Annotated in this window: 21 protein-coding genes and 1 riboswitch; of the genes, 10 read left to right on the top strand and 11 right to left on the bottom strand. The window is 63.2% G+C overall.

Annotated features, from left to right (window positions below):
* Positions 1–52: 52 nt before the first annotated feature.
* The 4 genes from SJY18_RS00795 to SJY18_RS00780 all read right to left on the bottom strand — a co-directional run bounded on the left by SJY18_RS00795 (position 53) and on the right by SJY18_RS00780 (position 5,006).
* Complete coding sequence (locus SJY18_RS00795; RefSeq protein WP_396668081.1) at positions 53–367, bottom strand: AzlD domain-containing protein; 315 nt, start codon at positions 365–367, stop codon at positions 53–55.
* Positions 364–1,134 carry an AzlC family ABC transporter permease gene (locus tag SJY18_RS00790; RefSeq protein ID WP_337338261.1) on the bottom strand — a complete coding sequence of 257 codons (771 nt, stop codon included), beginning with the start codon at positions 1,132–1,134 and terminating at the stop codon, positions 364–366. The genes SJY18_RS00795 and SJY18_RS00790 overlap by 4 nt, the downstream gene beginning before the upstream one ends.
* Positions 1,135–1,247: 113 nt before the next feature.
* Entirely contained in the window at positions 1,248–3,164 is a 1,917-nt protein-coding gene (gene typA / locus SJY18_RS00785) for a translational GTPase TypA (RefSeq protein WP_396668080.1), read from the bottom strand.
* 135 nt (positions 3,165–3,299) lie between these two features.
* A complete protein-coding gene (locus tag SJY18_RS00780; protein WP_363580235.1) occupies positions 3,300–5,006 on the bottom strand; it encodes an ABC transporter ATP-binding protein in 1,707 nt (568 codons plus the stop codon).
* A 29-nt stretch (positions 5,007–5,035) separates the two neighbouring features.
* On the opposite strand from SJY18_RS00780, the gene SJY18_RS00775 reads away from it, so the two are divergent.
* Entirely contained in the window at positions 5,036–5,635 is a 600-nt protein-coding gene (locus SJY18_RS00775) for a PH domain-containing protein (RefSeq protein ID WP_363580232.1), read from the top strand.
* Here SJY18_RS00775 and SJY18_RS00770 read toward each other — a convergent pair.
* The 3 genes from SJY18_RS00770 to SJY18_RS00760 form a co-directional block, all read right to left on the bottom strand.
* Entirely contained in the window at positions 5,626–6,861 is a 1,236-nt protein-coding gene (locus tag SJY18_RS00770; RefSeq protein ID WP_363580230.1) for an ABC transporter permease, read from the bottom strand. The genes SJY18_RS00775 and SJY18_RS00770 overlap by 10 nt on opposite strands.
* A 1-nt stretch (position 6,862) precedes the next feature.
* Positions 6,863–8,407 (bottom strand): ABC transporter permease, encoded by a 1,545-nt coding sequence (locus tag SJY18_RS00765; RefSeq protein WP_363580229.1) that lies wholly within the window; start codon positions 8,405–8,407, stop codon positions 6,863–6,865.
* 212 nt (positions 8,408–8,619) lie between these two features.
* Positions 8,620–10,461 carry an ABC transporter family substrate-binding protein gene (locus SJY18_RS00760; protein WP_396668079.1) on the bottom strand — a complete coding sequence of 614 codons (1,842 nt, stop codon included), beginning with the start codon at positions 10,459–10,461 and terminating at the stop codon, positions 8,620–8,622.
* Positions 10,462–10,615: 154 nt separating this feature from the next.
* Between SJY18_RS00760 and SJY18_RS00755 the strand changes: the two genes are divergently transcribed.
* Positions 10,616–11,467, top strand: coding sequence for a CPBP family intramembrane glutamic endopeptidase (locus tag SJY18_RS00755; RefSeq protein WP_396668078.1), 852 nt, complete (start codon positions 10,616–10,618; stop codon positions 11,465–11,467).
* A gap of 74 nt (positions 11,468–11,541) precedes the next feature.
* On the opposite strand, the gene gcvP is transcribed toward SJY18_RS00755, so the two are convergent.
* The 3 genes from gcvP to gcvT are packed head-to-tail and all read right to left on the bottom strand — an operon-like array spanning position 11,542 to position 15,941.
* Positions 11,542–14,421: an aminomethyl-transferring glycine dehydrogenase gene (gcvP, locus tag SJY18_RS00750; RefSeq protein WP_396668077.1), complete on the bottom strand. Its 2,880-nt coding sequence runs from the start codon at positions 14,419–14,421 to the stop codon at positions 11,542–11,544.
* A complete protein-coding gene (gene gcvH / locus SJY18_RS00745) occupies positions 14,418–14,801 on the bottom strand; it encodes a glycine cleavage system protein GcvH (protein ID WP_396668076.1) in 384 nt (127 codons plus the stop codon). The genes gcvP and gcvH overlap by 4 nt, the downstream gene beginning before the upstream one ends.
* Positions 14,802–14,822: 21 nt before the next feature.
* A complete protein-coding gene (gcvT, locus tag SJY18_RS00740) occupies positions 14,823–15,941 on the bottom strand; it encodes a glycine cleavage system aminomethyltransferase GcvT (RefSeq protein WP_396668075.1) in 1,119 nt (372 codons plus the stop codon).
* A 159-nt stretch (positions 15,942–16,100) separates the two neighbouring features.
* Positions 16,101–16,197, bottom strand: a riboswitch (glycine riboswitch).
* Between the two features lie 213 nt (positions 16,198–16,410).
* Here gcvT and SJY18_RS00735 point away from each other — a divergent pair.
* From SJY18_RS00735 to SJY18_RS00725, 3 genes are read left to right on the top strand one after another with little or no spacing between them, the layout of a single operon-like run.
* A complete protein-coding gene (locus SJY18_RS00735) occupies positions 16,411–17,385 on the top strand; it encodes a methionine ABC transporter ATP-binding protein (protein ID WP_396668074.1) in 975 nt (324 codons plus the stop codon).
* Positions 17,382–18,131 (top strand): methionine ABC transporter permease, encoded by a 750-nt coding sequence (locus tag SJY18_RS00730; protein ID WP_337338272.1) that lies wholly within the window; start codon positions 17,382–17,384, stop codon positions 18,129–18,131. The genes SJY18_RS00735 and SJY18_RS00730 overlap by 4 nt, the downstream gene beginning before the upstream one ends.
* Positions 18,132–18,190: 59 nt before the next feature.
* A complete protein-coding gene (locus SJY18_RS00725) occupies positions 18,191–19,015 on the top strand; it encodes a MetQ/NlpA family ABC transporter substrate-binding protein (protein ID WP_337338273.1) in 825 nt (274 codons plus the stop codon).
* Between the two features lie 74 nt (positions 19,016–19,089).
* Here the strand turns inward: SJY18_RS00725 and SJY18_RS00720 are convergent, their stop codons facing one another.
* Positions 19,090–20,259 carry a MarP family serine protease gene (locus tag SJY18_RS00720; RefSeq protein WP_396668073.1) on the bottom strand — a complete coding sequence of 390 codons (1,170 nt, stop codon included), beginning with the start codon at positions 20,257–20,259 and terminating at the stop codon, positions 19,090–19,092.
* 131 nt (positions 20,260–20,390) lie between these two features.
* On the opposite strand from SJY18_RS00720, the gene SJY18_RS00715 reads away from it, so the two are divergent.
* Genes SJY18_RS00715 through SJY18_RS00695 form a run of 5 tightly spaced genes read left to right on the top strand, consistent with a single transcriptional unit; the run spans position 20,391 to position 26,104 of the window.
* Positions 20,391–21,116: an NrtR DNA-binding winged helix domain-containing protein gene (locus tag SJY18_RS00715; protein ID WP_396668072.1), complete on the top strand. Its 726-nt coding sequence runs from the start codon at positions 20,391–20,393 to the stop codon at positions 21,114–21,116.
* An 11-nt stretch (positions 21,117–21,127) separates the two neighbouring features.
* The gene (gene nadA, locus SJY18_RS00710) at positions 21,128–22,480 is read left to right on the top strand and encodes a quinolinate synthase NadA (protein ID WP_396668071.1); all 1,353 of its coding nucleotides are present in this window, start codon (positions 21,128–21,130) and stop codon (positions 22,478–22,480) included.
* On the top strand, positions 22,477–24,090 hold the full coding sequence (gene nadB / locus SJY18_RS00705) for an L-aspartate oxidase (RefSeq protein ID WP_396668070.1): 1,614 nt from the start codon (positions 22,477–22,479) through the stop codon (positions 24,088–24,090). The genes nadA and nadB overlap by 4 nt, the downstream gene beginning before the upstream one ends.
* Positions 24,084–24,941 carry a carboxylating nicotinate-nucleotide diphosphorylase gene (gene nadC / locus SJY18_RS00700; RefSeq protein WP_396668069.1) on the top strand — a complete coding sequence of 286 codons (858 nt, stop codon included), beginning with the start codon at positions 24,084–24,086 and terminating at the stop codon, positions 24,939–24,941. The genes nadB and nadC overlap by 7 nt, the downstream gene beginning before the upstream one ends.
* Positions 24,942–24,955: 14 nt before the next feature.
* Positions 24,956–26,104 (top strand): cysteine desulfurase family protein, encoded by a 1,149-nt coding sequence (locus tag SJY18_RS00695; protein ID WP_396668864.1) that lies wholly within the window; start codon positions 24,956–24,958, stop codon positions 26,102–26,104.
* The last annotated feature ends 2 nt before the right edge of the window (positions 26,105–26,106 follow it).

Raw genomic sequence — 26,106 nt, 5'->3', positions numbered from 1 at the left:
ATGCTCCGAAAGGAGCATCCCCGTTGTCATGCACTCACCCATGGCGATCCATTCACGCTGCCCATCCCCATAGGCGCAACAGGGCGGCGGTGACAGCTGCCGCGGCGACCACCACCAAGAACGGTGCACGCAACAGCAGCAGAACAGCCGCAACGAGAACCGCGGGCAAGCGCGCATCAAGCACGATCGCCTGACCGCTCCCCAGCGTCTGCACTGCGACCAGCGCTGAGAGAAGTGCCACCGTCAGCAGATCAGAGATTCGGGCGGGTCGCGGCGCGTCGAGCCAGCGCGCGGGAACAAGGTACCCCAGCGCTTTGAGCGCAACACAGATGATGGATGCGACAAGAATTCCGTCCCACATGGTCATGGCAGACCCCCTCGTTCCGCCACGTCATCTGGCTCGTCCCATGGCGCCGCGTTCGCGGCGCCGGAATCGAACAGGTTTGCCCATCCGACCACGATCGCCACGATCGCAGCGATCAACACGGGCATGCCCGGCATGACGAACGGCGTCACGACGGTGGCCACGACGGCGGCAGCGATTCCTACGATGATCGGCTGCCGATGCTTCAGCCGCGGCCATAGCAGCGCGAGGAACGCGGCGGCAGCGGCAGCATCCAACCCATATGCACGTGGATCTCCGAGAACGTCCCCTAGCAGCGCACCGGCCAGTGTGGAGAGGTTCCAACCGATGTAGATTCCGACGCCAGTGACCCAGAATCCGATCTGGCGGGCGTGACCCGTGCGTTGCGCGAGAGACACCGCAACCGACTCGTCGATTGTGAACTGCACGGCCATCGCGCGACGCCACACTCCCCCGCCGACGATCGGCGCCATTCGCATTGAGTAGGCGACATTTCTCACGCCAAGCAATGCGGCTGAGGCGATCGCCGCGGGAATTGCGGCTATTCCCCCGGCCGCGACAACCCCGACAAAGGCGAACTGAGAGCCGCCGGTGAACATCAGCAGGCTGAGCACACATGTCTGCCACACATCAAGGCCTGCGGCGACACCCAACGCCCCGAAAGAAATTCCATAGAGACTGGTCGCGAACGCCACGCCGGCACCCGCACGCGCCGCGCGGCGAGCCTCGCCAGGCGTATGCGCATGATCAAAGCGCGGTTCGAGGTTCACTTGTCGATGTTATCTGCGCAGCGTCTCTCGCGTTGCGGCCAGCGCTGGCTTTTCCCCGCGCAACAAAGACAAAGCGGGCGGCCACCCTCAGGTGGCCGCCCGCTTTGATCAGATCACGCGTTGGCGTCTTGCTTCTTCAAACGTGCGGTGTTGCGCGCGCGCTCGTTGGCGTCGAGACTCACCTTGCGGATGCGCACGACCTCGGGAGTCACTTCAACGCATTCGTCGTCGCGAGCGAACTCAAGGCTCTCTTCAAGAGTCAGCAGGCGTGGGGGCGTCATCGACTCGAATGTGTCAGAGCTGGCTGCACGCATGTTGGTGAGCTTCTTCTCTTTGGTGATGTTCACGTCCATGTCGTCGGCACGTGAGTTCTCACCGATGACCATTCCCTCGTAGACCTCTTGCGTGGGCTGAACGAAGAACGACATGCGCTCCTGGAGTGCGATCATGGCAAACGGCGTGACAACACCCATGCGGTCAGCAACGATCGACCCGTTCTGACGGGTCACGATGTGACCAGCCCAGGGCTCGTAGCCGTGTGAGATCGCGTTCGCGATACCCGTGCCTCGCGTGGTGGTCAAGAACTCGGTGCGGAAGCCGATGAGACCGCGTGACGGAACGATGAACTCCATGCGCACCCAACCGGTGCCGTGGTTGGTCATGTTGTCCATGCGGCCCTTGCGCGCAGCCATGAGCTGCGTGATCGCGCCGAGGTACTCCTCGGGGGCGTCGACGGTCAGGTGCTCGAACGGCTCGTGCGTCTTGCCGTCGATCTTCTTGGTGACCACCTGGGGCTTGCCCACTGTCAGCTCGAAGCCTTCACGACGCATGTTCTCAACGAGGATGGCGAGAGCCAGCTCGCCACGTCCCTGAACTTCCCACGCGTCCGGGCGGCCGATGTCGACGACCTTCAGCGAGACGTTACCGATGAGCTCACGGTCGAGGCGGTCCTTGACCATGCGAGCGGTGAGCTTGTGGCCCTTGACCTTGCCCATCAACGGCGAGGTGTTCGTGCCGATGGTCATCGAGATGGCGGGGTCGTCGACCGTGATCGCCTTCAATGGCCGCACATCTTCTGGGTCGGCGATGGTTTCACCGATCGTGATGTCTTCAAAACCTGCGATGGCGACGATGTCGCCGGGGCCCGCCGTCTCGGCAGGATAGCGCTCGAGCGCACGGGTCTTGAGAAGCTCGGTGATACGAGCGTTGCTCGTGGTGCCGTCAGCACGCACCCAGGCAACCGTCTGCCCCTTCTTGAGCGTGCCATTGAACACGCGCAACAGAGCGAGTCGACCGAGGAACGGGCTGGAGTCGAGGTTGGTGACCCAGGCTTGCAACGGCGCTTCGTCATCGTACTCGGGCGCGGGCACGTGCTTGAGGATCGCCTCGAAAAGCGGTTCGAGGTCGTCATTGTCGGGCAACGCGCCGTTGTCGGGGCGGGAGAGCGATGCAGCGCCCGCACGACCACTCGCGTAGACCACAGGCACGTCGAGAAGAGCATCAACATCGAGGTCAGGCACATCGTCTACGAGGTCAGAAGCAAGACCGAGGAGCAGGTCGTGCGCTTCTTCTTCAACCTCGGCGATGCGCGCGTCGGGACGATCGGTCTTGTTGACCAAAAGGATGACCGGCAACTTGGCCTCGAGCGCCTTGCGCAGCACAAAGCGCGTCTGCGGAAGAGGGCCTTCGCTGGCGTCGACGAGCAGCACGACACCGTCGACCATCGACAGGCCTCGCTCCACCTCGCCACCGAAGTCAGCGTGGCCGGGGGTGTCGATCACGTTGATGGTGACAGCCTGACCATCGGGCGCGTGCAGGCCGCTGTAGCTGATCGCGGTGTTCTTCGCGAGGATCGTGATGCCCTTTTCGCGTTCAAGATCGTTTGAGTCCATCGCGCGCTCTTCAACGTGCGAGTGCTCGCCGAACGAGCCGGTCTGGCGGAGCATGGCATCGACCAAAGTGGTCTTGCCGTGGTCAACGTGGGCGACGATCGCGACGTTTCGCAGGTCTGAGCGGAAGGCGTGCGCCATGAAGGATTCCTTGCAAGATGTGGGAGGTAGCCGGGATGCCGGCATGACCAGCCTAACGTAGGAGACCGAAAGCGACCTGAAGGCCCGTTCCAGGGCGCTCAGATCGCTTTCGACAATGTTGCATATCGCTCCCGGCTAGCTTGCGGTACGACCCAACAGTGTCGCCCGCGCCAGGCGACGCTCACGCTGTTCAGCAGGGTCAGGCACAGGAACCGCAGCGATAAGGCGCTTGGTGTAGTCGTTCTGCGGGTTGCGCAAGATCTGCTCTTTCGAGCCTTGCTCAACGATCTTTCCGTGCTGCATCACGGCGATGCGGTCAGCCAGCAGATCCACGACAGCCAGGTCATGAGTGACAAACAGAGTCGCGAATTGCTTCTCTTTCTGGATGTTCTGCAGCAGTTCAAGCACGCGGGCCTGAACCGAAACGTCCAAGGCGCTCGTCGGTTCGTCCGCCACCAGCACTACCGGGTCGAGCGCGAGCGCCCGAGCGATACCGATGCGTTGACGCTGGCCGCCAGAGAGTTCGTGCGGGTAGCGGTTGCGGAAGTCCCGCGGCAACTCAACGAGGTCGAGCAAGTCCTCTACCCGCTTGGAGATCTCTTTGCGATCGCGCCCCGCGAGCTCGAGCGGCTCGCCAATCGATTCGCCGACGGGCCAGCGCGGATTCAACGACGAGCCCGGGTCTTGGAAGACGATGCCGATCTTGCGGCGCACGGCGCGCAGCTGCTTCGCATCCACCCCGATCATGTCTTGACCGGCAACGCGCAAAGTGCCTTCCTTCGGCGCCACAAGTCCGACGACTGCCCTGGCGATGGTGGTCTTACCCGAGCCGGACTCGCCCACCAGACCCATGACTTCACCTGGTTGGATCGACAAGGATGCTTCGCTGACCGCGAGGAAGGCCGGGACGCGACCTCGCTTGGGATACTCGATAGAGACGTTCTCGAGGTGAAGAGCCGCTTTCGCAGCTTCGCGAATACCGTGCGTATCCGCGGTTGCCTCGCCCAGTCCCAAGTGGGGAACTGATGCCATGAGCGCCTGAGTGTAGGGATGCGATGGCGCGGCGAACAGATCAGTCGCCGTGGCGTGCTCCACAACTGCGCCGTCTTTCATCACCATCACGTCATCGGCCATATCGGCGACCACACCCATGTCGTGGGTGATGAGAATAATCGCCGAGTCGAGCTTCTGGTGAAGGTTGCGAAGCAGATCGAGAATCTCGGCCTGCACCGTGACGTCAAGTGCCGTCGTGGGCTCATCTGCCACCAGCACACGCGGGTCGAGGGCGATCGACTGCGCGATCATGGCGCGCTGCCGCTGCCCACCCGACAATTGGTGCGGGTAGGAGTTGTAGGCCTTTTCCGGGTCGGGCATCTCGACCAGACCCAGCAGCTCGATTGCACGTGCTTTGGCGAGCTTTCGCGTCATATTCGAACGGTGGGTAAGCACCGTCTCAGCAATCTGGAAACCGATCGTGTACACCGGGTTCAACGCCGTCATCGGCTCTTGGAAGATCGCAGAGATGCCTTCACCGCGCACCTTGCGCAAGGATTCGATCGGCGCGTTGATCAGTTCACGACCCGCCAGCTTTGCGCTACCCGTGACTCGAGCGTTTTTTGGCAGCAGGCCCATGATGGCCATGGAGCTGGTGCTCTTGCCCGAACCTGACTCGCCCACGATTGCCAGCACTTTTCCTGGCATCAGGTCGTAGGTGACGTGCATGGCGGCAGCCGCCCAGCGATCGCCGACCCAGAACTCAACGCCTAGGTTGCTAACTGAAAGCACGGGCTCACCCGGCTTCGGTGCGTGAGAGACGACGGATGCGTCTTTGCTCGTACTCATCGTGTGGTCCCTCGTGTCAGGATTGTCGAATGTCCCAGCCGGTTGTCTTCCGTCCACGCGGCGGGGTAATACTCGCGATCATCGCGATGGCAGTGTGCGTTGCTGCGCTGATCTTCATTGTGCTCACCGAAGATCTCACCGCACTGTTTCGCTGGGGTTGGCCCATCGTTCTGCTGGCCTGGAGTGCCTGGGTGCTCTATGTTCAGCCGGCTGTCACAGTCACCGATGGCTTCGTTGAAGTGCGCAACCTGGTTCGCACCCACCGCGTGCCGTGGGGCGATCTCGACAGCGTCGACACTCGATTCGCGCTCACCTTGGTCACCAAGGACGGACGCAAGATCCAGGCGTGGGCGGCGCCCGCTCCCGGCGCGCGCCAAGCACTGTCCACCAGACGCGAAGAGGTGTCGCTCACTCCCGGCGAGGGAGATTCGCGGCGTCCTTCCGACTCGGAGACGAGCTTCTCGGGTGGGGCTGCCGCTCTTGTGCGTCGACACCTTGCTGCCTATCAGCACGCTGGCGGCGCCTCGCTGGGCGGTGGAACCACGACGAACTGGCACGTTGCTGTTCTTGCCGTCAGCGCGGTTCTCGTCGCTGCGACGCTGCTGAGCTTTTTCGCACCTCACGGCTGATCACCCTTGGCGCCGGGGTCTCCCCGATCGGGCCCCTCGACGGTCCCGCGTTCTGAGGGGTCTTCATAGTCGGCCGCTTCCTCCGTTGACTCGCTGAACATCGCGCGTGGCAGATCGGGGTCTTCTTCTGACGTCTCGATCTCGACCATCTGCACAGCCTGGATCGACGGAATGGCGGCGACAGTCTTCGCTGCCTTGCGGCCGACCTTGCCCTGCTGACGCGGGTCGAACGCGTCGCGCAAACCGTCACCAATGAAGTTGATGCACAGCGCAAGCGTCACGATGAACAGACCCGGCCACCAGAACAGCCACGGCCGCGTGCGGAACGCTTCGCGGTACTCACTGATGATCTGGCCCAATGAGATGTCGGGATAGGTGATTCCGAACCCGATGAAGCTCAGCGCGGCTTCGATGAGCACTGCGGCGCTCATCAGCAACGTGGTGTTGACGATGATCACGCCGACCGCGTTCGGCAGAATGTGACGGAAGATGATGCGGGAGCTGCCAGCGCCAGCGACGCGCGCAGCATCCACAAATTCTCGTTCTCGAAGTGCCAGGAAGTCACCTCGGACCAAACGAGCCAGGCCCGTCCAGCTCAGCAAGCCGAGGAAGATTCCGAAAACGATCGCATTGCCACCGAACAGCTTTCCGAAGATCGAGCCGATGACGATGATCGGGATGATGATGATCACATCGGTGAAGCGCATGAGCAGCGAATCGACCCAGCCACGGTAATAACCCGACAGGGCGCCGATGACGACACCCACGATCAGCGAGCCGATGCCGACGAGGAACATCACAGTGATGGACTGCTGAGTACCGCGCATCACTTGCGCGAAGACATCCTTGCCCAGAGTGTCTTGACCGAAGGGATGCTCACCCAAACTCAGCGGCCAGAGTGTCAGCGTGGGCTGACCACCGTTGATCACGGGGTAGGTCGTCCACCAGTTGAGGGGCCACCAGCCGGGGATGCGGAATCCATCGACGGTCAGCGTGCCGTTGGGCAGGGCCTTCAAATTGCCCGTGCCACCCACCACTGTTCCCACTGAGCTGAATGCCAGCACGATAACGAGAAAGAGGACGACCATCGCGATCAACGCGAACTTGTGTCGGAAGAAGCGGCGGCGCACCAGGGTTCCCTGGCTGAGGCCCGCAATCGCCTTCTGCTCAATGCTCTGCTCGTTGCCGCGATCTTCCTGCGGCGCGTTCGTTGGTGTCGTAGTCATGTCAGTTCACCCGAATCCGGGGGTCAAGAGCGGAGTAGAGCAGATCGGCGATCAGGTTGAAGACCACCGCGAGAATTCCCGTGACGACGAAGAAGCCCATCACGAGGTTCACGTCGCCCGCATTGAGTCCGTCGACGAAAAGCGCGCCCATTCCCTTCCAGGCGAAGATCGTCTCGGTGATCACTGCACCGCCGATCAGTGCTCCGATGTCGAACGCGATGATCGTCGCAATCGGAATGAGAGCGTTTCTCATCGAGTGGCGCATGATGACGGTGCGCTCGGTGAGCCCCTTGGCTCGCGCTGTGCGCACGTAGTCCTGGTTCATCACCTCGAGCAGGCTGGAGCGTGCGTAGCGGGTGTACGCGGCGATCGAGACCAGCGCGAGCGCAATGGTCGGCAAGACGAGGTGGGCGAAGCCGTCAAGAATCTCAAACCACATGTCGCCCTGCAGACCGGGCGTCTGTGCGCCGATGGTGGCAATCACCCCGCTCTGCGGAATGCGGTCGACGTAGTCGGGATACACGAGCATCACACGGTCGATGACGATGACGAAGAAAGTGATGAAACTCACGATGGCAGCGGTGCGCGCCGCTTCTTTGCGGCCATCACCGCCGATAAGCGCGCCGATTCCGATACCGAGTCCGATCGCGGCAACGGCGAGGCCCAGGAGCATCCAGCCCGTCGGAACGTAGAAGAACAGGTACTGAAGCGGCACGTAAAGCGCTACCCAGATCGCGACAACGATCAACGATGAATACAGCGCGCGCTTGTTCGCGAGGCCGGTAGACAGAGCCGTGATTCCTACGGCTGCTGCCACTCCGGTGATGATCACACCGACGATCGTGATCTGGGGGCGTGAGAACCAGTCCATGACGCCAAGGAGCCACAAGAGGCCTGCCGTTGCGATGAACGCGCCTCCAAACGAGACGAGGCGCTTTTTCGCATTGCCGCCGATGATGCTCATCACGATCAGGCCCCAGACGGCGCCGGTGATCAGAATTGCTGGCCATGTGATCACGGGGTCGCTCAAAAACTCGTTGAAGCGAATCGCGCCGTACTCCTTGAGGAGCACCGCGACCCAGAAAATGGGGAGCGAGTAGACGATGAACGTGAGGAAGGTCACGGTGTAGTCAAAACCGCTGTACTGGCGAAGAGCCGTCAGGATTCCGATGGTGAGACCGAAGAGAATGGCGACAATAGTCGCCGCGGTGACCAGCTGAATGGTGGATGCAGCAGCCGAGCCGAGTGCGTCGGTGACCGGCTGATAGCTGCGGCTGAATGCCGCGCCGAGATCGCACTCGAGAACACCCGGCACGAGGCACTTGGCCGCGCCGCCGAGCCAGACGAAGTAGCGGAGCGGAATGGCGAGATCTAGGCGGAGCTGCTCGGTGCGGAACGCGATGAGCTCGTCACGGTTCGGTGCGCTTGATCCCTTTAGATCCGCGAGGGGATCAGCCGTGATGGCCGTCAATGTGTACACGATGAACGAGGCGACGAGCAGGACCAATACGGTCGCTCCCAGCCGCCTCAGGATGTACGTCAGCACTGCCGACCTCCGTGCGAGGTTGTGAGTTTACTCATGGGTTTGTTCCATTCGCGAGCGGTCTGCTCAAGCTACTACGTCAACGGGCATACGGGGTGCGTTTGCGTGGTGACGCGACTGTGGGCGCCGGGGGTCCCCGCGGCGCCCACAGTCATTGAGTCGTCGACTCGGGAGAGCGGGCATGATGCCCGCTCTCCCTTGAGGTCAACCGATGTCTACTCGGAGTCCTCAGCCGGTGCCCACTCCCAGAAGTTCCAGAAGTAGTCCGGGCTCAGTGGCATCGATTCGACACCGGTCACCTTGTCGCTCGAAACGAGCAGACCCGGGAACTGGAAGATCGGAATCGACACCGAGTCAGCCCAAATAGCGGCTTCAGTCTGCTCGAGAAGAGCGGTCTGCTCGTCGTAGTCAGCGGTCACGTTCAGCTGGTTGAGGAGGTCGGTAACCTCTTCGTTGCAGTAACCGTTGTAGTTTCCGCCCTTGGCGAGCGGGTCTTCGTAGCATGCGTAGATCTGGTCAGATCCACCAACTGCGAGGCTGGTCTGCGACCATGCGAAGATCACCGCGTCGTGGTTGTTGACCGGAACCGAAGCCGGGTCGGTGAAGAGCCAGTCAGGCTCGCTCTGATCGACCAGTTCGAAGCCAGCAAGTGCTGCCGACGATGCGATCAGTTCGTACTCCTGGCCACGACGCACGTTGCCCTCGGGGTACCAGAAGCCGACCTCGACGGTGCCCTCGATGCCAGCATCGGCGAGAAGCGCCTTGGCGCCCTCGATGTCGACGTCGGCGTAGTCAGCCGAGCCGTTGGTGTCCGACAGGAGCGGGTAGCGCTCGGGGTCAGACGGGCTGACGAGGTGCGTGTTGCGAACCTCTGCGTCAGCCTGAAGCGGCGCGATGATCTTGTCGACGATCTCCTGGCGCGGGATCGTCTTGAGGAACGCGGTGCGCACTGCAAGAGCGGTCGCCTCGTCGCCGTCATACGTGGCGGGGTCGAACGGGCCGCCGTTGTTGACCGTGAGGTCGACGTGCTCGTGCGAAGCCTGCACCGCGGTCTGAACATCGGCGGTCGCGATTTCGTTCGCGAGCTCCAGGATGTCGGACGTCGGCTGGCCGGTCCAGATGTCGAGCTCGCCCGACTCAAGTGCCTGCAGAGCGGTCGTCGCGTCAGCGATCGTACGGATCGTGATCTTTTCGAACTTGGGCGACGGACCCCAGGTGTAGAGCGGGTTGGCTGCCACGGTGATGTACTGGTCTTCGACGATGTCGTCGATGATGTACGCACCGCTCGTCAGCGCCGCTGCGGGGCTTTCGGGAAGCGTGGTGTAACCGTAGCCGGTGTTCCATGCCTCACCAAGAGCTGCGAGAACCTCTTCGTCGCCACTGGTGATGGCGTCGACGACCTTCTGCTTGGCGTCTTCAGCGAACGTTGCCGCTGCTTCCTGGTAGGCGTCCATGTCGCCCTCGTCGTAGGCAGACTGCACATCTGCGTACTCGTCCGGGAAGGCGAGTGCGTAGGTGCCGTGTGCTGACACGCCGAGCGGGCCAACGAGCTCCCAGTCCACGTAAGGCTCGTCGTAGACGAGCGTGATGCTCTTGTCCCCGGTCTCAGGCGTTGTCGTGACGAGGTTGTAGCCCGTGGTCGCCGCGGGTGCGAATGCGTCGGTGACGTTGCCCGACATCGCAGCCCACTGCAAAAGCATGTCGGCCTCGTCGATGGCCACGCCGTCAGACCAGACTGCGTCTGCCGTGATGGTGTACTCGACCGTCAGCGGGTCTTCCGACGTCTGCTCGTACGAACCGAAGTCGGTGTTGTTAACCCACTCGGGGGTGTTGTTGTAGTACCCGAATGACGTGTCCGTCATGTATTTGACGTTGCCATTGGCCGTGTTGTTTCCGGCACCGCTGTCGTCGTTGAAGTGGAAGAATCCCGAGTTGTACGCAACCGTGATCTCTGTGCCTTCTACGACTTCAGACTCGTAGGGGTTGCCGCAGCCAGCGAGCGTAAGTGCTCCGACTGCAACGATCCCCACGCCCGCCGTCAAGCGTGCGATCTTCACATTTCCTCCTGTGCAAGGGTTAAGTGCCCAGCCTGTGGCAGCGCTGGACACGGTCACGGACACGATAAGCACCGTTGGCGATCCGAACAAAGCAGAAACGCAAACCGTTACATATCCTTAACTCAAAGCGACAAGCGTGTGACAATCTGACAACGTGAATACTTTCCTCCCCCGGAATCTGCTCGATCCGCCTCCGCTGACGCACGGCGCCCGGGTGCGTCAGCGCTGGGAGATCGGTATTGTGCTCGCCATCACCGTCGGGCAGTCTGCGGTGTACTCCGTGCTTTCGCTCGTGCGAGCGCTCTTCCGCCCCACGCCGATCGGCGAGCAGCAGACCCAACTCAACGCATCGCGCGACTCTGCAGCCTTCTGGGATGTGCTCTACCAATCGCTGTCGATCTTCTTCGGTCTGTCGTTGGTGGCTCTGGTGGTGTTTCTGATGTGGGAGCCCTCAGCAAACGCACTGCGCCGCATGGGACTGGACTTTCGCCGGTTCGGAGGAGACTTCGCGAGGGCGCTGCTGCTGGGTGCGGCAATTGGCATTCCGGGTCTCGCGCTCTACGCCGCCGGACGTGCGCTCGGAATCACGGTAGACGTGCAGGCGTCGCCGCTTGATACCGCCTGGTGGACAGTTCCGCTGCTGATCCTGGCGGCGCTTCGTGCTGGTCTGACCGAAGAAGTGATCTTCATCGGCTACCTGTTCGACCGATTGCGACGGCTGGGATGGGGATGGTGGAGCATCATCTTCACGACGGCCGCGCTGCGGGGCGCCTACCACGCCTACCAGGGCATCGGTCCGATCATCGGCAATTTCGCAATGGGTGTCGTGTTCGGCTGGTGCTACAAGCGCTGGGGACGGGTGATGCCGCTCGTCATCGCTCACACGCTGATCGATATCGTCGCATTTGTCGGCTACCCGCTCGCAGTCGCCCTCTGGCCGGGTTTGTTCGGCGCGCCTCCCGCAGAGTCACCGAGCCCGACCCCGACGCCCAGCGCGACGCCGTAGCGCTGCAGGCGCTCGCCTCACACACGACAAGAGGAGGGATGCCATGGCATCCCTCCTCTTGTCGTTGTTCGGGTTCAGGCGAAGGCCTCGATGGGCGGGCACGAGCACACCAGGTTGCGGTCGCCGTGCGCCTGGTCGATGCGCCTGACGGGCACCCAGTACTTGTTGCGCACGAGCGTCGGCACCGGATAGACCGCGATCTCGCGTGCGTACGGGTGAGCCCATTCGTCGCCGACAACCGACTGCGCCGTGTGCGGAGCGTTCACCAGCGGGTTGTCATTCGCGGGCCATTCCCCCGCAGCCACACGGTCAGCTTCGGCCTTGATTGCGATCATCGCCTCGATGAAACGGTCGATCTCGCCGAGATCCTCTGACTCCGTCGGCTCGACCATAAGCGTCCCCGCGACCGGGAATGACATCGTCGGCGAGTGGAAACCGTAGTCAACGAGCCGTTTGGCCACATCGTCGACGGTGATCCCCGTGCTCTCTTTGAGCGGGCGCAGATCGAGAATGCACTCGTGCGCCACGAGTCCGCCCTCGCCGGTGTACAGCACTGGATAGTAATCGCGCAGCCGCGAGGCGATGTAGTTCGCCGAGAGCACGGCCGCCGCGGTCGCGTCACGCAGTCCTTCGGCTCCCATCATGCGCATATAGGCCCAGGAGATCGGCAGGATGCTGGCCGATCCGTGCGGAGCACCCGCGACCGCACCGCCAGAGAAGACGCCACCGGCATGATCTTCTCGCTGCTGCATTTCGTGACCCGGCAGATAAGGCGCGAGGTGAGCCTTTGCCGCGACTGGACCAACGCCCGGCCCACCGCCCCCGTGCGGAATCGCGAAGGTCTTGTGCAGATTGAGATGCGACACATCGCCGCCGAGGTCACCGAAGCGCGCGTAGCCGAGCAGCGCATTGAGATTGGCGCCATCGACGTACACCTGCCCGCCGGCGTCATGCACAGCCTGCGTGATCTCCAGCACATCGTGCTCGTACACCCCGTGCGTCGAAGGGTACGTGATCATCAGAGCCGACAGCAGCTCGGCATGCGCGCTGATCTTGGCGCGCAGATCATCGAGGTCGACGTTTCCGGCTTCGTCGCACGCCACGACAACGACCTTCATACCGGCGAGCACCGCGGAGGCGGCATTCGTTCCGTGCGCTGAGGAGGGAATGAGACACACAGTGCGCTCGGTCTCACCGTTCGCGTGGTGGTAGCCGCGAATCGCCAACAGCCCCGCCAGCTCACCCTGCGAACCCGCGTTCGGCTGCAACGAGACGGCGTCATAGCCGGTGACTTCGGCAAGCCAGCGCTCAAGCTGTTCGATCATGACGAGGTAGCCGCGCACGTCAGCTTCGGGCGCGAAGGGATGCACGCGAGAGAACTCGGGCCACGATACGGCCGCCATCTCTGTTGCCGCGTTCAGCTTCATCGTGCAAGAGCCGAGGGGGATCATGCCGCGATCGAGTGCGTAGTCGCGGTCGGCGAGCACCTTCAGATAGCGCATCATCGCCGTCTCGGAGTGGTGCGTGTTGAACACCGGATGCGTCAGGAACTCCTCTACCCGGTTGAGCTCAACCGGCACCCCTGCGATTGCGCTGCTCTCAGCGAACGACAGCTGAAGCTCTTCAGACTCGGGCAGCCCGAATGCCCACGCAACCGCCGCCAGGTCATCAGCGGTCGTCGTCTCATCGACTGACACGGCGACCGTCGCCTCGTCAGCTTCGTAGAGTTGATACCCCTTCGATCGGGCGCGCGCGATCACACGCGAAGCAGGGCCGGGCGTCACGACGCGAATCGTGTCGAAGAACGAATCGCTGACGAGCGCGAGGCCATACGAGCGCAGTCGCTCGGCGAGCGCTTCAGCCTTCTGAGCGACTTCGCTCGCGATTTCGCGCAGACCCGCAGGCCCGTGGTACACCGCATACATTGACGCCATCACTGCGAGAAGCACCTGCGCCGTGCAGATGTTGCTCGTCGCCTTCTCACGACGAATGTGCTGCTCGCGCGTCTGCAACGACAGCCGGTACGCCGGTTGACCCGCCGCATCCTTCGACACGCCCACGAGTCGCCCCGGAAGCTGACGCTCCAGTCCCGCTCGTACCGCCATGTAACCGGCGTGTGGGCCGCCGAATCCCATCGGCACTCCGAATCGCTGCGTGGTGCCGACGGCGACGTCTGCGCCAAACGAGCCGGGCGAGCGCAACAGCGTCAGCGCCAGCAGATCGGCCGCCGCCACTACGACGCCGCCCTGCGCGTGCACCGCGGTCACGACATCGCTGGGATCCCAGATATGCCCGGATGCTCCGGGGTACTGCACGAACGCCCCGAAGATGTCTTCACCGATCACAGCACCAACGTCATCAGCATGCGCGAGGTCTGCGTATCGAAGCTCGATACCGAGCGCTTCGGCGCGGTGGCCGATCACAGCCTTGGTCTGCGGCAGAGTGTCAGCATCCATCACGAAGACGTTTGAGCGCGACTTCGAGGCGCGACGGGCAACGAGCATGCCCTCCACGACGGCAGTCGATTCATCGAGCATTGAGGCGTTCGCCGTGGTCAACCCCGTGAGGTCGGTGACCATGGTCTGAAAGTTGATGAGCGCTTCGAGTCTGCCCTGAGAGATCTCGGGCTGGTAGGGCGTGTAGGCGGTGTACCACGACGGGTTCTCAAGCACGTTCCGCGTGATCACAGACGGGGTGAAGGTGTCGTAGTACCCCAGGCCGATCATCGGCCGGGCGGCACGGTTCTGCGATGCGAGAACGCGCAACTGGGCCAATGTCTCTGCCTCGGTGGCGGCTGGAGGAATATCGCTGGTCGGTCTCGGCTGGACGTGAATGGATGCTGGTACTGCTGTGGTCAGCAACGCTTCTACATCTGCATATCCCAGGGCGTCGAGCATGGTGCGCTGCGCCGCGGTGTCAAGTCCGATGTGGCGCTGGGCGAAACTGCCACTCATTCTTCGCCGCCGGTGAGTGCGACGTACGCGTCGCGGTCGAGCAAGGCGTCAACGGCCGCCGCGTCCGTGGCGATCTTGATCAGCCATCCCGCGCCGAACGCGTCGGAGTTCACCAGCGACGGGTCATCGACCGCGGTCTCGTTGGTCGCGACAACCTCACCGCTCAGCGGCGCGTACAGCTCACCGACCGACTTGGTGGATTCGATCTCGCCGCAGACATCACCGGCAGTCACGGTGTCGCCGACTGCCGGCAGTTCCACGAACACGACGTCGCCGAGTTTGTCGGCCGCGAAGTCGGTGATGCCCACGGTCGCGGTCTCGCCGTCGAAAGCGATCCACTCGTGCTCGGCCGTGTACTTGAGTGAGTTGAGGTCAGTCATGGTTTTCTCCGGTGAGGTTGATCAGTTGCTGCGCCGATAAAACGGCAGGGCGGTAACGGTGGCGGCAATGCGGGTTCCCCGCACATCGATAAAGAGCGTGGTGCCAGCAGTGCTGGCCGACGGCGAGACAAGGGCCATCGCGATCGGGTGGCCGAGTGTGGGGCTGAGCGCGCCGCTGGTGATCTCGCCGACGGGTTCACCGCCCTCAGCGACATCGAACACGGCGTAGCTGGCGCGACCTGCCCGACGTCCTTCGCTGATCAAGCCCACGAGCACAGCAGCATCATCGGCATCTCTGGCCGCCAGCCCGTCGCGCCCGACAAAGTCAGACTTATCGCTGGCAACGACCCGACCCAGCCCGGCTTGCGCGGGGACGATGTCGAGCGAGAGCTCATGACCGTAGAGCGGCATGCCTGCTTCGAGGCGCAGCGTATCGCGCGATGCGAGACCAGCGGGCACGAGCCCCAGAGGCTCGCCCGCCGCCGCGAGCGCGTCCCAAAGGTCGGGAGCCTTATCGACGGGAATCAGCAGTTCGAAGCCATCTTCTCCGGTATAGCCGGTGCGTGCGATCAGCAGGGGTGATGAATCGAAGCGCGCATCGACGGCGGCGTAATACTTCAGCTCGTCGAGCGGCTTGCCCAGATCGGTGATCGAGTCGGTCTTTTCGAGCACCGTCCGCGCGACGGGCCCCTGCACAGCGATCAATGCGTATTCGTCGGTGACATCAGTCACTTCAGCATCCATCGACTGGGAGCGCTCAGCCAGGGCGGCCGCGACAGCCGCGCGGTTGCCAGCGTTCGAGATGATCAGATATCGCTCGTCAGCAAGGCGATAGACGATGACATCGTCGATGATGCCGCCGCTGGGCTCAAGCAGCAGACTGTACTTCGCTTTCCAGATCGGCATCGCCGTGAACTTGCCTGCGAGGGCATAGTCGAGGTAGTCGTCAGCGCCGGAACCTTCGATGAGGAACTCCGCCATATGCGAGATGTCGAACAGGCCCGCACGCGAGCGTACGGCGCGATGCTCAGCGAGGTCTGAGCTGTAGCGGACCGGCATCAGCCAGCCACCGAAGTCAGTGAACGATGCGCCCAGAGCCTCGTGGCGATGATGCAGAACGGTCGTGCGGGGGTCGGTCATGAGTTCTCCCGGTCGGTTCGGGCAGGCGCACGAATGCACCCTAGGGAACTCCCCCTCTGTCATTGGCCTGAGAGTTTCGCCGACACAGCCCCAGATGGGCGGATGCGACAGCTTTCACCTTCGGCAGGGTCGACGACGTCGATCCTTTTCCAGAGTTGGCCGACCAGGACGGTACGCGTACCTGAGAGATTGGCGGGGAGGCTTGCTCCTTCGGTGCCCGACACGATTGCTGTCGAGGCTCTCCCGCCCGGGTCATTGGCCGATATTGACGTGTTCGATCAGCATATCGGTCGCGCGGTGTAAAAAACCGCAGATGTACCGAAGCACCTGTTGCTCGACTCCCGGAGCCTTGCAAGGTCACACGATGTAACACGATTGCTGTCAACCGCTGCGTGTCAGTCACTCTGGACTCTCCCTCACCGACGGCGGTGCGCGTCACCGCCCGGTGGTGCGTTTCGTCGTGCTTGCGATGATTACAACTACTCACCTCTATAAAACGTTCTCTGGCGTTCGCGCCCTCGACGATGTCTCGCTCAGCGTGCCCGAGGGCGAGATCTTCGGCGTTGTCGGCACCAGCGGCGCGGGCAAGAGCACGCTCATTCGTACTCTCAACGGTTTGGAGAAGCCGGATTCCGGCACGGTGGAGGTTGCTGGCCGCACGATCACCGCACTGACGGGCGAAGCGCTGCGCGACGCTCGCCATGACATCGGCATGATCTTTCAGCACTTCAACCTGCTTTCGCGCCGCACCGCAGCGGGCAACGTTTCGCTCGCGCTGGAGGCGCAGGGTGTTTCGCGCCGGGAGCGTGCTGCGCGGGTGGGCGAGATTCTTGATCTGGTGGGCCTGGGCGACAAAGCACATGCCTACCCATCGGAGCTCTCGGGTGGGCAGAAGCAGCGCGTCGGAATTGCTCGGGCGCTCGCAACGAGCCCCCGCGTGTTGCTCTCTGACGAAGCGACCAGCGCTCTAGATCCCGAAACGACGCTGAGCATTCTGGACCTGCTGCGTACCCTCAATCGGGAACTCGGGCTGACCGTGCTGCTCATCACGCACGAGATGGACGTCGTCAAAGGCGTGTGTTCTTCGGCAGCGCTCATGGAACACGGTCGCGTAGTCGAAACCGGTCGCCTGCACGATCTGCTGCGCACCCCCGGATCCGTCATCGCTCGGCAGCTCTTTCCGCTGGGAGACGTTCCTGCTGTGGGCAACGGCACGGTGGTTGACGTGACCTTCACGGGTCTGTCCGCAACCGAGCCCGTCATCACGCGTCTTGCCCGTCATCACACCGCCGACGTCGGCTTGCTCGGCGCGGCAATCGAGACGATCAATGGGGTACAGACCGGCCGTACCCGACTAGAGATTCCTGCCGCGGCTGACACCGCTGCGGTATTGGCAGACCTGCGATCCCAAGGCCTCGTGGTCGAGGAAGTGAGCCGAGCATGATCGATTCGACTGATCCCGGGTTCTGGGCTGACCTGTTGGAGAACCTCGCAAAAGCGACATGGGAAACCCTCTACATGGTCGTCGTCACGATGATCGTGACGTTCATTGTCGGTCTTGCGGTCGGTGTGATTCTCGTCGCTACCGATCGCGGCGGCATCTTGCAGGCTCCGTTCGGCAGCCGCGGACTCGGGCGTACGATCAATGTCATTGTGGCGATCGTGGTGAACATCACCCGTTCCGTGCCGTTCGTCATTCTGATGATCGCGCTGATCCCCGTGACGTACGTGCTGATCGGCACCTCGTTCGGATCAACTGCCGCAATCGTGCCGCTGAGCGTGGCCGCCATTCCGTTCTTCGCTCGCATCGTTGAGATCGCCGTGCGGGAGGTATCGCCTGGAAAGGTCGAGGCAGCCGAAGCCCTCGGAGCTACTCGCTGGCAGATCCTCAGCAAGGTGCTCGTTCCCGAAGCATTGCCGTCAATCGTGCTGGGCTTCACCACCACCGTGGTGTCAATCATCAACTTCTCGGCGATCGCGGGCGTCATCGGCGCGGGCGGGCTTGGCGACCTCGCCATCCGCTACGGCTATCAGCGGTACAGCACCGAGTACATCGTTGCCGTGATCATTGTTCTTCTCATCATGGTGCAGGTACTGCAATCCACCGGCAGCTTCGTCGCGCGACGCATCGACCATGAGCGATCGCGCTCTGGTCGCAACAAGAAGTCAGCGACCGCCGCCAGCGTCTGACCACCTGCTTCGGCGAGTCGTACTGCGGCGCGCCATCTTGTTTCATCGAAAGGAAAAATATGTCTATCTCCACCCGCTTCGCTGCTGCGCTTGTCGGCGTTTCCGCTGTCTCGCTCGCACTTACCGCGTGCGCCGGCACGTCCGCCGACGCCGATGCGGCGCCCGAAGAAGACCTCGGCACACTCGTCGTGGGAGCAACGGCCGTACCAGCCGGCGAGATCCTGGCCTTCGTGCAAGACAACCTTGCCGAAGAAGCAGGCCTTGACCTCGAGATCACCGAGTTCAGTGACTACAACACGCCGAACCCGGCGCTTGCCCAGGGCGCCACCGACGCGAACCTCTTTCAGCACGCGCCGTTCCTCGACCTGTTCGTCACCGATTCGGGCGACGACCTGGTTTCTGTCGGCGAGGTGTACCTGCCGCCGCTCGCCCTGTACTCCGAGACCGTGGCCTCAATCGACGAACTGCCTGACGGCGCCGAGATCGCCTTGCCCAACGACGCCAGCAATGAGTCCCGCGCCCTTCTGCTGCTCGCCGATGCCGGACTTATCGAGACCACGGCAGAACCAACCACGATCGCCGACATCACCGCGAACCCGCGCGGTTTCGAGTTCACTGAGATCGACGCCGCGAGCTTGCCCACGGCCCTGCAGCAGCAGGACGCCGCCATCGTCAACTTCAGCTTCGCGGCCGCTGCTGGACTCAGCGGAGATCTGCAGATTCTCACGGAATCAACCGATAGCCCCTACTTCAACATCCTCGCCACCCGTGGTGAGCTGATTGATGATCCCCGCATCGTCACGCTCTACGAACTGCTGACGTCCGTCGAGACGCAGGAGTGGATCATCGAGAACTACAACGGGCTGGTTATTCCTGCCGAGTAGTCCACGAATGCGAGTGGGGTGGGATGCTGCGGCATCCCACCCCACTGGCGTTTAGCCCGCGGTCACGGTCACGGTCACGTGCAGTTTCCTGACGAGACCGACTGTGTGAGGGTGCCGCTCTGCGCGATCACTGGCATAAGTTCTGCCGTCGTCATCGCGTAGCCCAGATTGTCGTCGGCTTCGGCTCGAGCGAACACCACGCCCGCGATTTCACCATCTGCGGTCAGCAGCGGTCCGCCAGAGTTGCCAGGGCGCACCACAGCCTCGAGAGCGTAGATGTCGCGTGGAGTCGAGCTCTCGTCGTAGATATCGGGAATGGGCACCGTTCCGGTTGAGAGCACCGAAGCGCTCACCATCGTGAAGGGACCACCGAGCGGATAACCCTGCACGACCGCGGCAGCGCCAGCATCGAGCACGGGTGCAACTTGCAGCGGGGCCACGCCCAGGTCGTCCACGGCGATCACCGCGAGGTCATCGATCGGATCAAAGTAGACGATGCGGCCTTCTCGAGATGCTTGCCCGGGCAATTCCACGTGGGGCTGATCGACGCCGGCAACGACGTGCGCATTGGTGACGACGAGATCTTCTGCGATCACAAAACCGCTTCCGGTCGAGCTGCGTCCACAGGCGAAGGCGGTTCCAGAAACGCGCGCAACGGAGGCGGCGGCCAAGGCCAGTTCCGGATCGTCGAGATCGACAGCGGGCATTGCCACCTGCGGTGTGACTTCGAGCAGATCGCCCAGCTGCGGGAGCCCCTCGTCGATGACCATCGAACGCACTTCCGCGAGCGCACGGTCGACCGGTTCCGGCGTCAACTGGTCGATCGTGCGCACCACCGTCGATGATGACAGCGCGGTTGCCAACACCGGCACGCCCGCCGCGATCACGCTGGTCGCTGCCAAAGAGATCACGAGCGAGGTGACCACGACACCCGTCGCTGCGCCCAGGAGCCGATCAATCGCCCGAAGCGGGGTTCGATCAACACCGCGGCGCACTGCAGCGCCAACGGATGCGCCGATCGATGCTCCGAGAACCAAGATCAGCAGTGCCGACAGCACGCTTGCCAGGAGCGCCCACTCCGGCCACGGCCACCCTGTGTTGATGAGCGGAGCCGCCCAGTATGCGATCGCGGCTCCAGCGGCCAGACCCGCGAAAAGGCCGATGCTTCCGGTGAAACCGCGCGAAACCCCGCCAAACAGAGCGATCACCAGAATCACGACCAACACGATGTCGACAATCGGCACGCGGTCCTCCGGGGGTAGATCGCGCGGTCTTGCGCACGGACGGCAAGGTTACGAGGTGAACCTTTGAATCCGGTGATGTTTTGCACTTCTGGTCATAGCGACACTAAGATGAGAGCGGAGTAAAAGTCACCATGACCATAACGAACGTCCCAGCCCCCCGCGCGTCCGGCGCCACGAGTTCCGTCGCGCCCGGCACGCGCGTCGCTGTCTCGACGGTGATCTTCACGCTTCGCCGCTCAGCGGGTCAAGAACGGGCAAGCGTGGCACTGCCCCTCGTTCGACGCCAGAGTGATCCACACGAGGGTCAGTGGGCTTTGCCGGGTGGATGGCTCGACATCGTCGAAGACCTGGATGCCGCGGCGTCGAGAACGCTGGCCGAGACGACCGGGCTCGCTCCGAGTTATTTGGAGCAGCTCTATGCGTTTGGAGCGGTTGACCGCTCCCCCACGAGGGTGGTTTCCATCGTCTACTGGGCGCTAATTCGCCCGGACGAGATGGCCGATACCTCTGACGAGAATGTGCGCTGGTTCGATGCCGATGACTTGCCGAATCTCGCATTCGATCACAACCAGATCGTTGCTTACGCGCTGTGGCGACTTCGCAACAAGGTCGGCTACAGCCAGATCGCGCACGGCCTGCTCGCGGACGAGTTCACGCTCGCCGAACTGCGAGAAGTGTACGAGTCGATCCTTCGCCGCAAGCTCGACCCCGCGAACTTTCGCCGCCAAGTCGAGGGCACCGACACGCTTCTTCCTACCGACCGTTTCCGAAAGGGCAGCCATCGCCCCGCCCGTCTTTACCGCTTCAATCAAGATGTTGAGCTTGCCGATCGCGGCCCGCTCGGCGTACGCCCCTGAATCGAGCCCTCATGCCTGCTGTCAACATCGCACTTCAGTCCCGTCCAGACACCGATCCCTCTGTCGATCACGCCATTCAGGCGATCGTGACCGGTGAGGCTGTCGGCGAAACCTGCAACACCGACCTCGCAGCCGGCCCCTGGGACTTCGATGGTCGCCCTGGCTACGGACCTGGCTCTTCGATGGGCGACGTGATTCCCACCGGCTCTCCCCGCCAGGGAGAGCTGCCCCTGCAGTACCGCGAGGCGTCAGAAGACGAGCTCAACGAGCGCATCGTCGCAGCCAAGGCCACGCTCGGCGACCGAGTCGTCGTGCTCGGGCACTTCTATCAGCGCGAAGAGGTTGTGCTGCACGCAGACTACGTCGGCGACTCGTTCCAGCTCGCAAACGCCGCGAAGGCACACCCCGAAGCAGAGGCGATCGTGTTCTGCGGTGTGCACTTCATGGCAGAAACCGCCGACCTGCTCTCTGGCGACGAGCAGGCCGTGATCCTGCCGAATCTTGCCGCGGGCTGTTCGATGGCTGACATGGCAGACATCGACCAGGTCGAGGAGTGCTGGGAGCAGCTCGAAGAGATCTATGGCGACATGGATGCTGTTGACGCTGACGGGCTCGTGCCAGTCATTCCCGTGACCTACATGAACTCATCGGCCGCCATCAAGGGGTTCGTCGGTCGCCACGGCGGCATCGTCTGCACCTCGTCCAACGCCCGCACGGTGCTCGAGTGGGCCTTCGAGCGCGGTCGTCGAGTGCTGTTCTTTCCTGACCAGCACCTCGGGCGCAACACCGCCAAAGCGATGGGCGTGCCGCTCGAGCACATGCCGATGTGGAACCCGCGAAAGCCGTTCGGTGGATCTACCCCCGACACCCTCGAAAAGTCTCGCGTGATTCTCTGGCATGGTTTCTGCTCGGTGCACCGACGCTTCAGTGTTGCCCAGATCGAGCAGGCGCGCATCGAGCACCCAGGTGTACGTGTCATCGTGCATCCCGAGTGCCCGATGGAGGTCGTGGACGCCGCCGATGAAGCGGGCTCGACGGATTACATCCGAAAGGCCATCGAAGCGGCTTCCGAGCCGACTACCTTCGCGATCGGCACCGAAGTAAATCTCGTGCAGCGTCTGGCCGCGCAGCATCCACAGCATGAGATCTTCTGCCTAGACCCGGTGGTCTGCCCGTGTTCGACCATGTACCGGATCCACCCGGGCTATTTGGCGTGGGTGCTCGAAGGTCTGGTAGCCGGCACCGTGCTCAATCGCATCACTGTTGCTCCCGATGTCGCCGCCCCTGCCCGCGTCGCTCTTGAGCGCATGCTCGCAGCCAAACCGCCCGCAGCACCCGCGCTCACTGACAGCAGCGCATCATGACGCCGCACGCGGTGATCGTCGGCAGCGGCATTGCCGGACTGACGGTGGCGCTGCACGCGGTGGCCCACGGCTGTCGAGTGACCCTGGTGACCAAAGACGTGCTGGAACACGCCAACACCCGATACGCCCAGGGCGGCATCGCAGGGGTCATGTTCGACGACGACCGCATCGAAGATCACGTGCGCGACACGCTGACCGCCGGTGCCGGGTTGAACGATCCCGAGGCTGTGCGGGTGCTGGTCGAAGAGGGGCCGGCCCGCATTCGCGAACTGATCGACCTCGGTGTCGCGTTTGATCGCGCCGCCGACGGCGACTTCGTGAAAGGCCTCGAAGCCGCTCACTCCTACCCGCGCATACTCCACGCGGGCGGTGACGCTACCGGCACAGCGATTGAGAAGGCACTCGTGGCGAGTCTTCGCGCCTCGAACGTGCGTGTGATCGAACATGCATTTCTCGTCGATCTCGTGGTTTCTGACTCACGAGTGACCGGCATTGAGCTGCTCATAGACGACGTCGCAGCCGGCAGCGCAGGCACAAGCGAAACAGTGCGGGCCGATGCCGTGGTGCTCGCCACCGGCGGCGCGGGAGAGCTCTACGCACACTCCACGAACCCCGAGGTCGCCACGGCCGATGGCATTGCCGCAGCGATTCGCGCTGGCGCGCACGTGCAAGAGCTGGAGTTCTTCCAGTTCCATCCGACCATCATTGCCGCCGGCGAAGCGTTCTTGGTGTCGGAAGCGGTGCGCGGCGAGGGCGCGACACTCGTCGATGAGCACGGCCGGCGCTTCGCGTTCGACGCGCACCCTGACGGCGAGCTTGCGCCCCGCGACATCGTGGCTCGCGCGATCGCGAAGCAGATGGATGCCCAGAACGGTAGGGCGGTGTATCTTGATGCAACTCAGCTGCACTCCACAGACGCTGACGAACGCGCAACGTTTCTCGCCCAGCGCTTCCCAACGATCGATCGTGCCGTGCGTGAACGCGGTTTCGACTGGGCCCGCGAGCCCATTCCGGTGACTCCGGCGGCCCACTATCTCATGGGCGGTGTCACCACAGACCTCCACGGGCGCACCAGCGTACGCGGACTCTACGCCGTCGGCGAGGTATCGCGCACGGGTGTGCACGGTGCGAACCGCCTTGCGTCGAACTCGCTACTCGAAGGTGCCGTATTCGGCGCTCGAGCGGGTGACCTGATTGCTGCCGACGCTGCCTCAGGCCGCTGGCCCTCAATGCCCAGTGCTGCGCTCCCCCATCTGGTCAGTGACGGTCGAAACCTCAACGCACCCGTGCCCCCGTTCTCGCGCGAAGCGCTGCAAGAGCTGATGTGGGACAACGCCAGCCTCGTGCGCGACGAGGCCGGCCTCGCCCATGCGGCCGAGGTGATCGCCGTCTGGCGCGAGACAGCTCGCAAGCAGCGCACAGAGCGGCAATTCGAAGACGAGAATCTGCTTCTGGTGGCAGAACACCTGGTGGCCGCGGCCCGCCAGCGTCGGGAATCTCGCGGCGCTCATTTTCGCAAGGATGCTGCGGCGTACGATCAGGGTGAACCATCCGCGCGCGGCATGGCTCACGCTCACGCTCACGCTCACGAGGAGGCGATCGCATGCTGACCCGTGCGCACATCGACCGTGTTGTCGCTGCCGCACTCGAAGAGGATGCCCCCTGGGGCGACCTCACCAGCGAATATCTGATCGACGAGATCTCAGTGGCGCGTGCCGACCTCGTGGCGCGCGAGCGCGGGATATTCAGCGGCGGCGAGGTGTTCGCTACCGCCTTTCGCCTGACAGACCCACGCGTCGAGGTCGAACTCGTCGTGGCAGACGGCGAATGGTTCGACCCGGGCGATGTGCTCGCGACGGTGAGCGGGCCGGCCCGCGGTGTGCTCACCGCAGAGCGCATCGGCCTCAACTTTGCGCAGCGCATGTCTGGCATCGCCACGCTGACAGGTCTGTTTGTGGCCGAGGTCGCTGAGACCGCAACCCGCATCGCTGACACCCGAAAGACCACGCCTGGATTGCGAGCATTTGAACGCAAGGCGGTGCGCGATGGTGGTGGCCGCAATCACCGATACTCACTTTCCGACGCGGTGATGGCCAAAGACAACCACCTCGCGATCCTCACGCGCGACGGCGCGTCGATTGCTGAAGCGCTGCAAGAAGCGAAGCGGCGGCTTCCGCACACGGCTCATATCGAGGTCGAGGTGGACCGACTCGATCAGATCGAAGATGTGCTCGCTGCCGGCGTCGGGACGATCATGCTCGACAATTTCTCGATCGACGAATTGCGCACCGGTGTCGCTCAGATCGCCGGGCGGGCCACAGTCGAAGCGTCCGGCGGAGTCACGCTCGAAACTGTGCGGGCTATCGCTGTCACCGGTGTCGATGTCATCTCGGTCGGCGCCCTCACGCATTCGGCACGGGCGCTCGATCTAGGCCTCGACGTGCATATCGACACACACTGAGTACCGTCATGCCCCTGCTGTATCTCGACAACGCGGCCACGACTCCTGTGCGCCCCGAAGTTCTCGAGGCGATGGCACCCTATTTCTCACGCTGGTTCGGCAATCCCTCGAGTCACCACACCGTCGGCGAAGCCGCGGCCGACGCACTCGTCGATGCTCGCGCTCGCGTTGCCAGGGTGCTCGACATGCGCGCCGGCGACGTGGTCTTCACCGCTGGCGGAACCGAAGCAAACAACCTCGCCATCAAGGGCGTCGCAATCGCCGCGGCCGCACGTGGCGCTCGGCACGTGGTCACCACCCAGATCGAGCACGAGTCGATCCTCGAGTCGGTGTCGTACCTCGAGCGCATCCACGGCTTCGATATCACCCGTGTGCCCGTCGATGCAGACGGCGTATTGCTCGCCGACGCCGTCGCCAGCGCCGTTCGCGAAGATACCGCTCTGGTGAGCTTCGGCTATGCGAACAACGAGGTCGGCACTGTTCAAGATGTCGCGGGCATCGCGGCAGCCGTGCGAGTGAGCGCAACGCGTGTACCGCTTCACATCGACGCCGTCCAAGCCGCTGGCTGGTTGCCGCTGTCGGCGAAAGCGCTCGGTGTCGACGCCGTCTCTCTCGCGGGCCACAAGATCGGCGCATCAAAGGGAATCGGGGTGCTCGCCGTGCGCGGACGCATTCCGATCGAGCCCGTATTGCACGGCGGCGGCCAAGAACGCGGCAAGCGCAGTGGCACCGAGAACGTTGCCGCAGCGGTCGGCTTTGCGACAGCGCTCGAACTGACCGAAGCAGAGCGCCTCGAATCTGCCGCTCGCGTGGCTCGCCTGCGAGATGAGTTCGTCGACGCAGTTCTTGCGCGCGTGCCAAACGCCCGATTGACGGGCCACCCGGTGAAGAGGCTTCCAGGCACAGCGAGTTTCACCTTCGCGGGCACGAGCGGTGAAGCGGTGCTGCTAGAACTCGAGCGGCGCGGAATTGTCTCGTCGAGCGGATCGGCCTGCGCCGCCGGCAGTGATGAAGCTTCGCATGTTCTCGTTGCGATGGGCATCGACGAACCCATTGCGCAAACCGCAGTGCGCTTCACCTTCAGTCACTCTCACGACGGCTCGCTCGACGCCGTCGCTGACGCCGTCGCTGGCGCGGTATCGGCCGTAAAGCCGGGCGCATAACC

It is taken from the genome of Microbacterium sp. R86528, from assembly GCF_044596335.1.
Taxonomy (GTDB): Bacteria; Actinomycetota; Actinomycetes; order Actinomycetales; family Microbacteriaceae; genus Microbacterium; species Microbacterium marmarense.
Note: the sequence above shows the minus strand (reverse complement) of the source record. Positions and strands in the feature narration are given on the sequence as shown.